Genomic DNA, 14,627 nt, shown 5'->3' on the forward strand with positions numbered 1-14,627 from the left:
ATGAGCACCCCGTATCGCGACACCCCTACACCCCGCCGCCCCGAGGCGCCGCGCTTCCCCTTCGGCCGGCCGGTGGAGACGTCGGCCGAGCAGTTCGCCAACTGGCTGCCCTACTCCGCCTACCTCTCTGCCGAGAAGATCTTCGTCAACCGCGACAGCATGGGCTTCCTGCTGGAACTCATGCCCCAGTCCGGCGCCGACGAGCGCATGGCGGAAGTCCTGGTCTCGCTCTACGCCAACTGCCCGACCGGCACCGGCATCCAGTTCCACCTCTTCGCCTCGCCCCAGGTGCGCGAGCCCTTGCGCCGCTACGCCAATTTGCGGGTCGAGGACGCGACCCAGGCCGAACAGGCCAAAGCTTGGGGCCGCCCGGCCCGCAACGGCAACCTTTTCAGGAAGCTCGCCCGCCAGCGCGTCGGCCACCTGCTGCAGGGCGCGCAGAAGTCCCTCACGGCGGGCTTCCACTACACGATCCGGGACTTTCGCCTGATGCTCTCCGTCGCCTTCCCGGGCGACGCAGAAGACCTCAACCGGCGCGACGAATTGATGGCGCTGCGCGACTCGATGTCCTCGACGCTGCGCTCGGCCTCCCTCCCGAACCGTGTCTGCGACGCCGCCGACCTGATCAACTGGTGCGCCCTCTTCACCAACCCGGATCGCATTTCGCAGACCGACGCTCCGGACCTTCACTACGACGACGGGCGCGAGCTGCGCGACCAGATCGTGGACTTCGACACCATCCAGGACCCGCACCCGGGCGGCCTCACCTTGTGGAAGGAAGCGAGCTCCGACGTGCTGGAGGCCCGCTTCTACTCGATCAAGAGCTTCCCGGAACGCTTCGCGCTCTGGCAGATGGGTTCCCTCATCGGCGACCTGATGCAGCCGGCGCTGCAGTACAGCGCCCCCTTCCTGCTGACTCTGGGCGTGCATGTGCTCGACCCCAACGTCACCAAGTCGGTGGTGACCGCTAACCATGTGCGGGCGACGCAGAACGCCAAGTCGAAGATGGCCGACGTCATGCCCGACGTGAAAAAGAAGCTGGACGACTGGACGGCCGCGGCGGATGCCATCGACACCGGCGGCAGCCTGGTGAGCCTCTACCACCAGCTGGCGCTCTTCACAGCCCCAGACAAAGCGGTCGCCGCCCACGAAGCCGCCAACGCCATCTGGCGCGGCCGCGGTTTTCAGCTCAACGCCGACGCCTACATGCACCGCCAGGCGTTGCTGGCCAGCCTTCCCATGACGCTGACCGAGAAGTTCCACAGGGACCTGGTGAAGATGCGCCGGGTCACGCGCAAGACGATGGCCAACGCCATCCACATGGCGCCACTGATCGCCGAGTGGCGCGGCACGCGCACCCCCGCCTTGGTCTTCGGCGGCCGGCGTGGCCAGTTGATGACCCTGGACATCTTCGACAACGACCTGGGCAACTACAACTTCGCCATCATCGGCGCCCCCGGCTCCGGCAAGTCGGTGCTGATGAACGAGATGGCCTGGTCCTACCGTGCCATCGGCGCCAAGGTCTGGATGCTCGACCTCGGGCGCTCCTTCGAGAAGCTGTGCCGCAAGGCCCAGGGCACCTACATCGAGTTCCGCCCGGACGTCGACATCTGCCTCGACCCCTTCACCCACATCGTCGACATCAATGAAGACATCGACATGCTGGTGCCGGGCATCGCGAAGATGTGCTCGATGCAGCACGCCCTCGAAGAGGTCCAGTACAAGGCGATCTCGGCGATGGTCTTGAAGCTCTGGCGCGAATACGGCAACGGGCTGCGCATCACGGGACTGCGCGATGCCTTCAAGGGCGGGACCATCGAGGAACTCGGCGTGGTCAATGATCAGCGCATCAAGGACCTCGCCATCATGCTCAACCCCTATGCGCGTGGCGGGCAGTACGAGCGCTTCTTCGAGGGCCGCAACAACGTCGACTTTTCCAACGACTTCATCGTCATCGAGAACGAGGAGCTGAAGCGCCGGCCCGACCTCCATGCGGTAGTCAATATCCTGCTGCTGCACCGGATCACCGGCGAGATGTATCTGACCCGCAACCGGCGCAAGGTGCTGTTCGTCGACGAGCTGAAGCAGCAGTTGGGCGACATCGGCGCCGACGATCCCGTCAAGGCGGCCGTGATCGAGGAGGCGGCTCGGCGCGCCCGCAAGTACGGCGGCGCGCTCGGCACGGCGACGCAAAGCGCCGACGACTTCTATGGCTCGGCCCAGATGGAAGCCGCCTTCAACTGCTCCGACTGGGTCTTCCTGCTGCGCCAGAAACCCGAGTCCATCGAGATGCTCGACCGCAAGGGCCGGCTGACCATGGACGAGCCGAAAAAGCGCCTCTTGAACTCGCTGCGCACCGAGGCCGGCGTCTTCTCCGAGCTCTACATCTCCTCGCCGGTGGGCGAAGGCGTGGCCCGCGCCATCCTCGATCCGGCCACCCATCTGCTGTTCTCCAACAAGCTCGAGGACAACGCCCCCATCGACGAGTTGCGTGCCCGGGGCCTCTCGATCGATGAGGCGATCAGCGAACTGTTGCGGCGCCGGGGGCACGCGGTATGAAAGCGAGCGTTCTCCACTGGCTCGCCCACGGCTTGGTGACGCTGTTCGTGGTGGCCGCATCGCTCGCGGCATACGACCGCTGGGTGTTGCGGCCGGCCCTGGTCATCGGCGTGGTGGATGTGGCCGAGGTGTACCGCGCCAAGGAAGCCGAGTTCACCCAGATCCTGACCAAGACGCTTAGTCAGCCCCACTCGGAGGAAGACCGGCAGAAGGCGCTCTCCACGGCGAAAACCTTCGCCCAGCGCCTGCCGGCCGCCCTCGACGAGCTGCCGCGGGAATGCGGCTGCCTGGTCCTTCTCAAGACCGCCGTCGCCGGACCGACGCCGAACACCGTCGACCTGACCGCCCAACTGCGCAGAAAGGTGGAAACCCCATGAAAGAACTGATCTCCCCGGTGGTACCGCAAGTCGCGACCCGCTCCCTCGGGCGGCGTGCCCTCGACGATTTCTCCGACTTCCTGCGCCACATGCGTAGGCGCTGGTATCTCTACCTGCCGGTCTTGGCGATCTGGGGCCTCGCCTATGTGCGGCTCTTCATCGATGCGACACCACGGCTGCCCGTGCTGTTCAACTGGACGCCCAGCCTGCCTTACCGGGTCGCACTGCTGGTCGAGGATGCCGGTGAACTGCATCGCGGCGACTACGTGGTGTTCGCCTTCGACGGCCGAGCGCAGGCCGACTACCCCGGCCTGCGCGGCCAGCCCTTCTTCAAGATCGTCCGTGGGCTACCCGGGGATGCGGTCACGGTGCGCGGCCGGGTCGTCGCCATCAACGGGATGACGGTCGGGGTCGCCAAGGCCCACGCCCACGACCGGCGCCCCCTGGCACCTATCGCGCCCACGGTCATTCCGCCCGGCTACTTCTACGTGCAAGGCACCAGTCCCGACTCCTTCGATTCGCGCTATGCCGCGAGCGGCCTGGTTCGCGCCGATCAGGTGATCGGCCGCGCGGTGCCGCTGTTCTGACGGAGGCGCGCATGAAGCATCGCACCGCACTGATGTCGCGGCTCGCCCCCCGGCTCACCGCCGTCGTCCTGGTCGCCACCTCCGCCGCTCTGCCGGTTTGGGGACAAACCAGTCCGGCGCACGGCGCGCTGCCGAACTCGAAGGCTCACGCCGACGAGATGCCGCTCGACGACTACCTGGGCTTGCTGCAGCGGATCGCCCCCGCCGCCGAAGCCGGTGCCCGGGCCTACCTGGCGGCATTCCAGCAGCGTTGCGGCCGCCCGATGCGCACCAGCGAGTTGCGCCGCGCCTTTTCCCAGGGCGACGGCGACCCGGTGCTGCTGGGGCTGATCCGTGCCAGCCACCTGCGGGATGCGGCGGGAGAAGCCCAATGGGCCGGGCAGGTGCGCTGCCCGGGTGGGAGCACGCCATGACCATACTCAAGATGCTCGTCGTCGCGGCGGGTCCGAGCCTGTTCGTGGCCCATGCCGCCGCCATGGAGCTGGGCGTGATTGGCCCGACCTACGACGTCACCGAACCCCACCTGCTGCAGATGATCGAGCAACGCCTCCGGGAGAAGGAACGCAGCGGGGAACTGAAACGCCTCGAAGAGCATGCCCGATCCCGCGGCATCGAGACCGTGAAGCATCCGCTGCCGGTGGCGGGCCTGCACGCCACCGAAACCGCGCGGACCTTCTACGTCGATCCGAGCTTCACCCTCGATCGCAACATCCTCGGCCCCCAGGGCGAACTGCTGTTTGCCGCCGGGACGCGCAAGAACCCGCTGGAGGTGGTGTCGCTGTCCCGGCACCTGCTGTTCTTCGACGCCCGCGACCCGCGCCAGGTGGGCCGGGCGCGGCAGCTGATGGCGTCGTACCGGGGACGCGTCAAGCCGATCCTGGTCGGCGGTTCCTACCTGGAGCTCATGAAATCCTGGCGCATCCCCATCTACTACGACCAGCACGGCCTGCTCACGCGCCGCCTGGGCATCGCCCAGGTGCCGGCCCTGGTCTCCCAGGAGGGACTGCGGCTGCGGATCGATGAACTGGAGCTCGCGCGATGACCCGGCGACGTCCGCCCATGCTGCCCTTCGTCCTGGCGTTGCTCCTCGGCCTCGCCACCCTGCCGGCCCGGGCCGCCGGCGCCGCCACCTGCACGGGCAAGTTCCCCAACCCGATTACCGACATCTGCTGGTCCTGCATCCTGCCCATCAGCATCGGTGCCGCACGCGTCGCCAACTTCGGGGACCAGGAAGACACCGACAACCCGTCCAGCCCAGTCTGCAGTTGCGGCGTCAATCCGGCCATCGGGCTCTCCATCGGCTTCTGGGAGCCCGCACGGCACGTCGAAGCGGTTCGGAAGCCCTTCTGCCTCGTCTCCTTGGGCGGCGTCGATCTCGACCCGGGCATCCCGGCGCCGGAGGCCGCGCGCTTCACCCGCCCGGAAGGCGATGGCGACGGCGGCAGCTTCTACCAGGCGCACTTCTACGTGAACCCGGTGATGTACTGGCTGGAGGTGGTGACCGACTTCCCCTGCCTGGAAAAGGGTTCGTTCGATCTCGCCTACCTCACCGAGGTCGATCCGCTGTGGAACGACGACGAGCTCACCCTGATCCTCAACCCGGACGCCGTGCTCTTCGCCAATCCCATCGCCATCGCCGCCTGCGCCGCCGACTGCGTCGCCGCCTCGGTGGGCTTCGGCCTCAAGGAGCTCTTCTGGTGCGCCGGCTGTCAGGGCGGCATCTACCCGCTCGACGGCCACGTGCCCTACCACCTGGGCGGCGTGCGCACCGCCGCCCTCATGGCTCAGCGCCTGACCGCGAAGATGCACCGCGAACTGATCGCCTGGGGCTGGCACGGCACGCCCGGCCTGTGCGGACCGTACTTCGAGCCCGTCATGGACAAGACCGCCTACAAGACCCAGCTCACCTATCCGATCCCCAACACCGCGAAGGAGGCTGGCCGTTGCTGCCAACCCTTCGGCCGCACCACGGTGCTTTGGGGTGCGGGCAAGGAATACCCCGTGCGCGGCGAGGACTTCGCCTTCATGTTGTTTCGCAAAAGGAACTGCTGTGTCGGCTTCTAATCCCGTCCTTCCCGCCCTCCCCTTCGCTGTTGTGCTGGCGGCGAGCGCCCAGACCCTGGCCCAGAACCCGCCGCTCGTCACCGACGCGGACATCGAACGGGTCCGTCGCGAACAGCCGACGATCTCCGATCAGGATATCGAGCAGGTGCGGCAGCGACATCGCATGCCGAGCGACGCCGAACTGCAAGCCGCGCCGGTGCCGACCCCACCCCACATCGACGCACTGCCGACGCCGGCGGCCCGTGCCCCGATCGATCTCGATGCGCTCGCGCGGGGCTATGCATCGCAAGCGCAGGAGATAAGCCGAGCAGAGGGACTGGCGTCCGGGCCGGGACTCCTGGTGTTCGTCAGCCTCTCCATGCCGCAGCCCACGCTGCAGCGCCTCATCGACCAGGCCGCACGCGCCCAGGCTTCGATCGTCCTCCGGGGCTTCGCCGACGGGTCGCTGCGCACCACCGTCGCCCGGGTGCAGCGCCTCATCGGCGACCGACAAGTGGCGGTGCAAATCGATCCGCAGGCCTTCGACCGCTATGCCGTCACCCGGGTCCCGGCCTTCGTGCTGGTGCGCGATGGCGCCCGACCGGTCGCCTGCGCCGGTGGCAGCTGCGCGCCGTCCGAGATCTTCCTGCGGACCTCCGGCGACGTGAGCCTGGACTACGCGCTGGAATACATGCAGCGGTCGGCACCCGGGTTCGGCTCGGCAGCCGACACCTTCCTGAAGCGGATTCGGGGATAGGAGGCAGAGATGAACGGCCCCCACGCTCACGTTCGTTCGCTGCCCCCCGAGGGGGCACCAGCCTCCTTGAGGCGGCTCGGCGGAGGCTGGATGCGTCGCTGGGTCATCTGGATCACGCTCTTCTGCTTCGTCACGACGCAGACCGCTGCCGTGGCCGGCCCGTTCGAGGAAGGCACCGCTGCCGGCCAGGCGGCCAACCCGGTGATCCGGGGGACGGTCAATGCGCCGAGCGCCTCGAGCACCGTCCCGGGTTATACCAGCACGCCGCCGGAAACCACGTATTACGGCCAGCCCAGTCTGTCGGGGTCGGCCAATGCCCGCCTGACCGCCTGCGCCATCGCGACCGGCGACCCCGTCTGCGAGGCTCAGCGCGGGGCGATGACGTCGGCCAACACGCCGCGCGAGGCCATCTCGCCCTACGACCCGGCAGTGAGCGCCGCCCGAGCCATCGCCACCTATTACAGCGGCTGCCAAGTGGATAGCGTCGCCACACCCGCCACCGAAGACCGCGTCTGCCGCCAGTACAGCGGCACCTCGCCGTACTCGTGCACGCGCTCCGTGAGCGTATCGGTGTCGCGCACCAGCAGTTGCACACCGGGCAACTGGTTTGCCAACGCCGCTTCGGGCCGCACCGGACTGGATGTGCAGTGCATACCGGACAGGCCTGCCAGCCAACAGCATTTCCGCGTTACCGACCGGGGTACGCCCCTGACGTACTTCGACCTCGATATGACCACGCTGCTGACGTTTCCCCGCATGGTCGCGACGCTCCGCAGCGGCTCATGGTCGTGGTGGGGCAGCGGCCAGAACGGACTTTGGGTCGCCGACAACCAGTGCGTCGGCGACAGTTGTCGGCTGACCGCCATGGTTGCCCAGGAATACCGGCGCGTCTGCACCGACGGAGGTGGCGACTCGGGACTCGGGGACTGCACGCTGGAGCGCCCCTTCCTCGAAGTCTATGGTGCCTGCCCGTCCGGGACCCAGAGTGGCGACAACATCCTGCCCTGGTGGGGCTGGGGCGGCGACAGTTCCGCCTTCGAGGCGTCCGCCTGCTATGCGCCGTCCGCGACGGCGTCCGGACTCATCGGCTATGACGTGACGGGCACCGTGCCCGGCTATTTCTGGACCAAGGACGCGCAACGTCCCGTGGTCGGCTGGCGGATCAATCCGGCCTATCGGTCGATCCCGCAGATGGTCCTGAACTACGAACGTCCCCACACCACGGTGACCGAAACCGATCGATGGGACGACCAGTGCCCTGCCCTGGACGCCGGTGGCCGCTGCACGGTGGCGGGAACCGCGCGCTGCGTCGACGGCCCGGCCACCAAGGAGGTGAACGGCGCGTTCGTATCGCGTGACTGCTGGCAGTACGAGACGACGCTCGCCTGCGCGCAAGCCGCCGCGACTGACGAGTGCGCCCCCCTCATTGCCGCCGGTTGTGCCCCCGCAGGCACCGTATGCCGGCAGATGAACGCGGCCACCGGCATCTGCGAGATCACCGAGAACACCTACACCTGCCCGGTGCCGCCGGGCAATACCGTCACTGCAACGAACTGTCCGGCGAACGTCTTCTGCCTCGCCGGAAACTGCTTCAACACCACCTACACCAACGACGCCGACTTCGCCCGTTCGATGTCGCTGATGGAGGCCGCACGCGAAGGGGGCGTGTACCTCGACACCGACAACATGCAGGTGTTCAAGGGTGAGGGTAACCGCTGCCGCGACCGGCTGTTCAAGAACTGCTGCTATTCCGACTCGGCTGGTGCCGGCATGACCAACCAGAGCCTGTTCGGCACCGGCTCGCGCCTGGTTTACGACGTGCTGATGAACGCCGACAACCGCGAGTTCCTGTACCAAGGCATGCAGGCGCTGCTCCTCGGCGGGGGCTTCAGCGGCACCTTCACCACCTACGGCGTGACCGTGGCGGTCAATGGCGCCGCCCTGCCCGCCGGCTCAGCGGTCCTCTATGCGGGGGACAGCCTGGTGATCGCCTTCGATCCGTGGTCGCTCGCCATCGCCGTGGTCATCTACATCGTCATGTCCATGTCGTCCTGCAACGAGGAGGAAGGCAAGCTCGCGATGAAGGAAGGGGCCGGACTCTGCCACAAGGTTGGCACTTGGTGCTCGTCGTGCATCCGCGTTTTCGGCAAATGCGTCGCCTGCATCGAGCACACCACCGGCAAGTGCTGCTTCAACAGCAAGCTCGCGCGCATCGTCAACGAACAGGGCCGCGTACAGGTGGGCAAGGGCTGGGGCTCCGGCAAGAACCCCGACTGCTCGGGCTTCACCATCGCGCAGCTCCAGCGCCTCGATTTCGCAGCGATGGACCTCACGGAATTCTATGCCTCCATCGTCCCGACGCTCCCCAATGTCGGAACGATCCAGGGCAGCAATGCTGCGCGCCTCACCACCTGCTACTACGGACAGGGGAAATGCCAATGAAGCTTGTCTATGCTGCAGCGCTGGCCACGTTCGCGTCGCCCGTCCTCGCCGACGACGTGCTCCGCACGCGGGTGCCCGATGCGCGCCCGGTGATGCTGGCCGCCCTCCAGGCGACCGACGGGCAGGCTCACGGGATCCTCACCGGCGAGATGGCCGACGCGATCACCAAGCGCTTTGGTGCCACCTCGCCGATCTACATCGACGTGGCGACCGAGAAGCGCTACGCCCAGGCCGGGTGCAGCCGTCTGAAGGTCACGTTTTGGCAGGACGGCGTCCGCCTGCCCGGCGCCACGACCCCACGCCGGCAGACGATGGACTTCGGCATCGACTACTGCCTCGACGGCCGTCCGCCGCAATCCCTGAAGTAGCGGTCCGGCATGAAACGCTTCGCGTTCCCCGCACCCTTGCGATTGCTGCTGGCGCTGGCCTTGCTGCTGGGCGCCGACGCGGCGTCGGCCCAGGATGCCACTGCGCGCTACTGGTCCGACAGTTGGCGCGGCTGGCATTTCTATGAGGACCCACCGGCCGCGGAACGAGAACGCCCGACGTTGCCGGAGCAGACTGTGCCCTTGGCTCCGACCTCGGGAGCGCCGGAACTGGTCGAGTTCGAACGTCTGCAGAAAACCCTGGAGGACACGCGCAACATCGCCATCATGCGACCGACCGAGGCGAACGTGCGGCGCTACATGGAACTCGAGTCCCAGGTCGTCGCCCGTGCCTCCTATTTCGCCGACGTCGCCCAGCGGGTGGCCTGGGCGACGCCCGAGCTCGATCCGACCCTGCAGGGTCGACCGGTCAACGCCAAGGCGCTGGAGGTGTTCGAGCAGACCCAGCAGGTCGGGCGTTCCCGCGCGATCGCCGATCTGGGCAAGGACCATGTGCTGCTCTTCTTCTATCGCTCGGACTGCCCGTACTGCCATGCCTTCGCACCGATCCTGGCCGCCTTTCAGGCGCGCCACGGCATCCAGGTCGTCGCCGTCAGCATGGACGGCGGTCCGATGCCGGGCTTCCCCGAGGCGCGCCCGGACAACGGCATCGCCACCACCCTGAAGGTCACCCAGGTGCCCGCCATCTTCCTGGCCCAACCCTTCACCGGAAGGATCACGCCCATCGGCTTCGGCGTGCTCTCCGAATCCCAGTTGCTGGAGCGTCTCGCCGTCGTCTCGACTCCGCAGGGCGAGGCAATGCTGCCCAGCGCGACGCGGCAGATCGACCTTCGTTAGGAGTCCACAACATGTCCACCCTGCCACGCCCGACGCTCCCTTCCATTACCCGCTGGACGAGCGCGTTCGCGCTGGCCGCGGTGCTGGTCGCCACGTCCGCTCCCCTGCACGCCGGCGACCTCAACGCGGAGGTTAACGACATGTTCAACAACCTCGGCGCCATCGGCAATTACACCGCGCCCGGCGCCTTCCGCGGCCAGACCTTCAACACCTATGCCGGCGGCAACCTGATGATGCGCTCGCCCAACAAGGTCTATCAACTCGCCGCCATCCAGTTCCCCAGCGCCAAGGCGGGTTGCGGCGGCATCGACGTCTTCGGCGGCAGCTTCAGCCACATCTCGGCCGAGGAATTCAAGAACATGCTGAGAAACATCACCGCCGCCCTGCCCGGCATCGCCTTCCAGTTGGCGCTCGAAGCCGTCTCGCCGCTACTGGGCGGTCTCACCAAATGGGCCAAGGGCCTGGAGACCTGGATCAACAATGCCCGCATCAACTCGTGCGAGACCGCCAAGGCCATCGTCAGCACCGCCGCCGAGTCGCTCGGCTACAGCTCGCAGGAAACCTGCGCCGACCTCGCCATCGAGATGGGTCTGGAGAGCGACCGCGATGCGGCGCGCCGGCGCTGTGCCACCGACCGGCCCAGCATCCTGTCCTCGGCGCGGGCCTCCAGCGATCCGAATGTGAAGAACAAGGCCCCCTTCGTCGGCAACCTCACCTGGAAAGCGTTGCAGTACACCGGCGCCTATCTCGACGATCAGGAGCGCGAGCTGATCATGAGCATGGTCGGCACGATCATCTACTACCCGGAGGAATCGGCCCGTGATCCCGAGCCGATCGCGCCCACGCTCACTTCGATCAGCCAGTTGCTCTATGGCCAGAGCGCAGCGAGCGGCACGGACGTCATCCAGCACATGCTGAAGTGCAACGACTACACCAACTGCGACGTGGTCAGCCTGAACACCACCTATACCCACACGCCCTTCACCGCCAAGGTCGAGACGATGATGCGCTCCATCGCGGAGAAGATCGCCTCGCGCACCGCCATCCCCAACAACTCGGCCGAGGTCGGCTTCGTGAACCAGACCACTGAGCCGGTCTACAGGATGCTGTCCATCGGCACCAGCATCCCGGGTTCGGGGCTGTCCGACAGCCTGATCGCCCAGTATCGCGACGTCATCGCCGCCGACTACGCCTACGTATTCCTCGAACGCAACCTGCGTCTGGGCATGGCCGCCCTGGACAAGAACTACACGCTGCAGCAAACGCAACGCGAGCAGGCCAATCAGGTCCGCCAGCGCGCCCAGGCGATGCTCCTGCAAATCTCGCAGGAGAAGAACCTGCTGTACCAGAAGGTGGGCTCCTTCCGGGCCGTGTCGAGCCACCTGGAACAGCTCGAACGCCAGCTGCGTTCCAGCATGCCGCAGCACGTGATGGACATGCTCGGCCAGCAGGCCGCCTATCTGGCGCAGTAGCGCCAACGGGATCGAGCGAGGAGACGGACGGCCATGTGGGAGATCTATGCCTACCAGAATGCCGACAGCCTGTTCGGCGTCTTCAACGCAGCGGCGGCCATCCATGCGTCGGGCGACTACGCGGCGGCAGTGGCGGCGGTGGCCTTCTGCGGCTTCGTCGCCGCCCTCATCGCCTATGCCTTCGCCCCCGAGAAACTGCAGGGCTGGAAGTGGCTGGGTACGGTGGTACTGGTCTTCTCGGTGCTGATCGTGCCCAAGGTGACCGTCGGCATCGTGGACAAGACGGGCGGCTCAGCGGTCAAGGTGGTCGACAACGTGCCCTTCGGCGTGGCCTTGCTGGGCAGTCTCACCAGCACCATCGGCCACACCCTGACCGGGTTGTTCGAGACGGCCTTCCAGGTCATCCCCGGCATCGGGGCGCTTCCGGCCGAGCTCGCCTACCAGCAGAACGGACTGATGTTCGGTAACCGCCTGATCCGCGAGACCGGCAACGTGGTATTCCAGGACCCGGCGTTCCGCACCGACCTCATCAACTTCATCCACAACTGCACGACCTACGACCTCATCGACGGCACCCTCGATCCGGCCGCATTCTCCACGTCGGACGATGTCTGGCCGTTGATGGCTTCGCCCAACCCTGCGCGCTTCAGCACTCTCACCAGCACGGGCGGCAGTGTCGGCGTCGACACCTGCCCCAACGTCTATCAGAGCCTCAACGGGCGACTGCCGGCTCAGATCACTCGTATCGAGGGGCGACTCGCCCTCCAGCTCAATCCGACCTTGCCGGGCGCCGCGGCGGCGGCGGCCATCGCCGGGCAGATCCAGCAGGCCTATCTCAAGAACAGCATCGCCACCGCCGCGGCGACCGCCGCCGATCTCATCCGGCAGAACGCCATGCTCAATGCAATCGACGACACCAGCAAGATCGTCGGCCAGAAGGTGAATGACCCGGCGGCCATGGTGCTGGCGGTCGGCCGTGCCCAAGCCGTGGCCCAGCAGAACGCGACCTGGCTCAACTACGGGAAGGTGGCCGAGCAGGCCTTGCCGGTGTTCCGCAACGTGGTCGAGGCGGTGACCTACGCGATGTTCCCGCTCTTCCTCCTGCTCCTCCTGCTTACCAGCGGCCGCGAGACCATGATCGCCTTCAAGGGTTACGCGGCGGTGCTGATCTGGATCCAACTCTGGCCCCCGCTCTACGCCATCCTCAACTACATGGCCTCGATCTACGCGGCCTACGATCTGGCGGCCGCGGCGGACCTCGGTACCGGCGCCAAGGCGCTGGCCCTGCAGACCGCCTCCACGATCTATTCGCGTGCGATCTCGGGCGAAGCCGTCGTCGGCTACTTAGCGATGAGTATCCCCTTCATTGCCTGGGCGGCCTTGAAGCGCATGGAGAATTTTGGGACGGCGCTGGTCGGCGGCCTGTCGGGCCTGCAGGCGATGATCTCGGGTGGCACCTCGGCCTCGGCCGTCGGCAACATTTCCATGGGGAACGTGGGGATGGACCAGATGCACCTGGCGCCCAACCGCACCTCGGCCTTCATGCACAGCTGGCAAAACGACCTGAGCGGGAACACCTTCTCGTCGAATGTGCTGACCGGACGGACGGCCGTCAGCCTGCTGCGCAACCAGGGCTTTGCGTCGCGGATGGTCTCGATGCGGGTGTCCGAGCAGGACGTGGTGCAGGCCAGTCGGCAAGCCGATGCCGCGCGCGGCGAAGCAATCTCCGCAAATACCGAGCGATCGGCGGCGCTCACCGAGACCTTTACACGAGGCCTGGCAAAACTGCGATCCCTCCGCAGCAGCAGCGGCACAGTCTCAAGCAGCTTCGAGCAGATAGGCGAGACACTCAACCGGCTGGATCAGATCTCGAAAAACGTGGCGGACAGCACGGGCCTGACCCAGAGCCAAGTGGCGCAGATTGCCTTCGGTGCTGCCGGCCACCTGGGGATCAATACCCCCGTAGCGGGCGCGGAACTTCAGGCCCGCGCCGGGAAGAACTACATGTCGGGTCTATCGGCTGCCCAGCAGAAGGTGCTCAACAGCCTCACACAAGAGCAGATTGCAGAGTTCAAGCAGTTTGGCGATCGGGTGTCGAGGGATTCGAGCCTCATCAACAGCTTCGCCAAGGACTCCCGCGAGGCCCAGGACATGTCGTCGCGGCTCGCCAGCGTTATGTCTCGAGCCGAGCGGCCGATGCCACTTTCGCCGAAAGAACGGCCTTTGCAGAGCGTCTCTCACTGGCCAGGGACCGCGGAGAATCCCTTTCCATTGATATCGCCCAGGACCCGCACAACCTGGAGATGTTCCTGCGCTACGCCGAGCAGTATGGCGGCGACAGCGCCTCGGCGCTCTCCATGTTTGAGGCAGAACTCGCTCGCCAAGGCCTCAGGCCAAACCGGGTGTTTTCCGATGGCACGGCTCTACCCACTTCCTTCGACGACGTGCGCGTCCTGCACGACCGGCATGCCTCGGACCCGACTCTGTCGCCCGATCTCTCGGCCTCGGATCAACAGCACCGCGCGACAGTTGCGCGCTCTAACCGACCCACGCCGAGCGCTCACTCGGACACGAGCCCGCCTTCGCTGCGAAACGACGTACAGACTGAGGGCAAGGCCATCAGGAATGAAACCGCTTCGGCCAGATCCACCTTTGACCGAAAGGCAGAGATCGTCGACACCGCAGATGGCACCTTGGCCACCAAGAAATCCCTGCTCAAGCAATCGGGCAAGCAGGTAGTCGATGATGGCGCAGCATCGATCGACAATGCGAAGGAAGTGGTGAAAGATCTGCTTCGAAAGGACGAGTGATCAATCGGCCATTCCGCCAGTTCCGCCGAACTGTTTGCTGTCCGCGGATGGCGGCTTCATGAATTGTGGATGGCCCTCGTCGCGCCAGTAGTTGTCCATGATGTCTTCGGAGGTGGTACCGAGCCCACGGAGGGCGTCGTCCCGACGAGGCGTCGGGCGGCCACTTTGACCGATTCTGGACAGGGCCGCCCCAGCGATTGCACCGACAAGGCCGCCAAGCCCCATCATGAACACTTTGAGTGCCCACGTCTCGCCCAGCGACGACAACAAGCCAATGGCCGCCCCGGTTATAACGAATCCGATGACAACGAGCTTTCTCATTTCGGCCTCCTGGCTTTCAGCCTACATCGGACCGTA

13 protein-coding genes are annotated in these 14,627 nt (G+C 66.3%); 12 read left to right on the forward strand and 1 reads right to left on the reverse strand.

The genetic code is table 11. The features are described 5' to 3' along the window. From traC to EBN1_RS18795, 12 genes are all read left to right on the forward strand, one after another. Nucleotides 1–2,559 carry a type IV secretion system protein TraC gene (traC, locus tag EBN1_RS18740; RefSeq protein WP_011239555.1) on the forward strand — a complete coding sequence of 853 codons (2,559 nt, stop codon included), beginning with the start codon at nucleotides 1–3 and terminating at the stop codon, nucleotides 2,557–2,559. Continuing rightward, nucleotides 2,556–2,936: a hypothetical protein gene (locus EBN1_RS18745; RefSeq protein ID WP_011239556.1), complete on the forward strand. Its 381-nt coding sequence runs from the start codon at nucleotides 2,556–2,558 to the stop codon at nucleotides 2,934–2,936. Before traC ends, EBN1_RS18745 begins: the two co-directional genes overlap by 4 nt. Continuing rightward, the gene (gene traF / locus EBN1_RS18750) at nucleotides 2,933–3,523 is read left to right on the forward strand and encodes a conjugative transfer signal peptidase TraF (RefSeq protein ID WP_011239557.1); all 591 of its coding nucleotides are present in this window, start codon (nucleotides 2,933–2,935) and stop codon (nucleotides 3,521–3,523) included. The genes EBN1_RS18745 and traF (EBN1_RS18750) overlap by 4 nt, the downstream gene beginning before the upstream one ends. A gap of 11 nt (nucleotides 3,524–3,534) precedes the next feature. After that, nucleotides 3,535–3,936 carry a hypothetical protein gene (locus tag EBN1_RS18755; protein WP_011239558.1) on the forward strand — a complete coding sequence of 134 codons (402 nt, stop codon included), beginning with the start codon at nucleotides 3,535–3,537 and terminating at the stop codon, nucleotides 3,934–3,936. Beyond that, the gene (traW, locus tag EBN1_RS18760) at nucleotides 3,933–4,565 is read left to right on the forward strand and encodes a type-F conjugative transfer system protein TraW (protein ID WP_173361278.1); all 633 of its coding nucleotides are present in this window, start codon (nucleotides 3,933–3,935) and stop codon (nucleotides 4,563–4,565) included. The genes EBN1_RS18755 and traW overlap by 4 nt, the downstream gene beginning before the upstream one ends. A gap of 17 nt (nucleotides 4,566–4,582) precedes the next feature. Next, nucleotides 4,583–5,587, forward strand: a complete 1,005-nt coding sequence (gene traU, locus EBN1_RS18765) for a conjugal transfer pilus assembly protein TraU (protein ID WP_085938658.1) — start codon at nucleotides 4,583–4,585, stop codon at nucleotides 5,585–5,587. Further along, complete coding sequence (gene trbC / locus EBN1_RS18770) at nucleotides 5,574–6,323, forward strand: type-F conjugative transfer system pilin assembly protein TrbC (RefSeq protein WP_011239561.1); 750 nt, start codon at nucleotides 5,574–5,576, stop codon at nucleotides 6,321–6,323. Before traU ends, trbC begins: the two co-directional genes overlap by 14 nt. Before the next feature lie 90 nt (nucleotides 6,324–6,413). Further along, complete coding sequence (gene traN, locus EBN1_RS18775) at nucleotides 6,414–8,765, forward strand: type-F conjugative transfer system mating-pair stabilization protein TraN (protein WP_011239562.1); 2,352 nt, start codon at nucleotides 6,414–6,416, stop codon at nucleotides 8,763–8,765. Further along, entirely contained in the window at nucleotides 8,756–9,133 is a 378-nt protein-coding gene (locus tag EBN1_RS18780) for a hypothetical protein (RefSeq protein WP_241762770.1), read from the forward strand. Before traN ends, EBN1_RS18780 begins: the two co-directional genes overlap by 10 nt. 9 nt (nucleotides 9,134–9,142) lie before the next feature. Continuing rightward, nucleotides 9,143–9,988, forward strand: a complete 846-nt coding sequence (gene traF / locus EBN1_RS18785; RefSeq protein ID WP_011239564.1) for a conjugal transfer protein TraF — start codon at nucleotides 9,143–9,145, stop codon at nucleotides 9,986–9,988. Between the two features lie 11 nt (nucleotides 9,989–9,999). Further along, complete coding sequence (locus EBN1_RS18790) at nucleotides 10,000–11,460, forward strand: conjugal transfer protein TraH (RefSeq protein ID WP_011239565.1); 1,461 nt, start codon at nucleotides 10,000–10,002, stop codon at nucleotides 11,458–11,460. Between the two features lie 33 nt (nucleotides 11,461–11,493). Further along, entirely contained in the window at nucleotides 11,494–14,199 is a 2,706-nt protein-coding gene (locus EBN1_RS18795) for a conjugal transfer protein TraG N-terminal domain-containing protein (RefSeq protein ID WP_011239566.1), read from the forward strand. A gap of 71 nt (nucleotides 14,200–14,270) precedes the next feature. On the opposite strand, the gene EBN1_RS18800 is transcribed toward EBN1_RS18795, so the two are convergent. Next, nucleotides 14,271–14,591: a hypothetical protein gene (locus tag EBN1_RS18800; protein ID WP_041646596.1), complete on the reverse strand. Its 321-nt coding sequence runs from the start codon at nucleotides 14,589–14,591 to the stop codon at nucleotides 14,271–14,273. Nucleotides 14,592–14,627: the final 36 nt, after the last annotated feature.

It is taken from the genome of Aromatoleum aromaticum EbN1, assembly GCF_000025965.1.
GTDB classification, from domain to species: domain Bacteria; phylum Pseudomonadota; class Gammaproteobacteria; order Burkholderiales; family Rhodocyclaceae; genus Aromatoleum; species Aromatoleum aromaticum.

Excerpts from the sequence above, each read along its gene's own strand:
- traC (WP_011239555.1), top strand. The coding sequence starts at position 1 with ATGAGCACCCCGTATCGCGACACCCCTACACCCCGCCGCCCCGAGGCG.
- EBN1_RS18745 (WP_011239556.1), top strand. The coding sequence starts at position 2,556 with ATGAAAGCGAGCGTTCTCCACTGGCTCGCCCACGGCTTGGTGACGCTG.
- traF (WP_011239557.1), top strand. The coding sequence starts at position 2,933 with ATGAAAGAACTGATCTCCCCGGTGGTACCGCAAGTCGCGACCCGCTCC.
- EBN1_RS18755 (WP_011239558.1), top strand. The coding sequence starts at position 3,535 with ATGAAGCATCGCACCGCACTGATGTCGCGGCTCGCCCCCCGGCTCACC.
- traW (WP_173361278.1), top strand. The coding sequence starts at position 3,933 with ATGACCATACTCAAGATGCTCGTCGTCGCGGCGGGTCCGAGCCTGTTC.
- traU (WP_085938658.1), top strand. The coding sequence starts at position 4,583 with ATGCTGCCCTTCGTCCTGGCGTTGCTCCTCGGCCTCGCCACCCTGCCG.
- traN (WP_011239562.1), top strand. The coding sequence starts at position 6,414 with ATGCGTCGCTGGGTCATCTGGATCACGCTCTTCTGCTTCGTCACGACG.
- EBN1_RS18780 (WP_241762770.1), top strand. The coding sequence starts at position 8,756 with ATGCCAATGAAGCTTGTCTATGCTGCAGCGCTGGCCACGTTCGCGTCG.
- traF (WP_011239564.1), top strand. The coding sequence starts at position 9,143 with ATGAAACGCTTCGCGTTCCCCGCACCCTTGCGATTGCTGCTGGCGCTG.
- EBN1_RS18790 (WP_011239565.1), top strand. The coding sequence starts at position 10,000 with ATGTCCACCCTGCCACGCCCGACGCTCCCTTCCATTACCCGCTGGACG.
- EBN1_RS18795 (WP_011239566.1), top strand. The coding sequence starts at position 11,494 with ATGTGGGAGATCTATGCCTACCAGAATGCCGACAGCCTGTTCGGCGTC.
- EBN1_RS18800 (WP_041646596.1), bottom strand. The coding sequence starts at position 14,591 with ATGAGAAAGCTCGTTGTCATCGGATTCGTTATAACCGGGGCGGCCATT.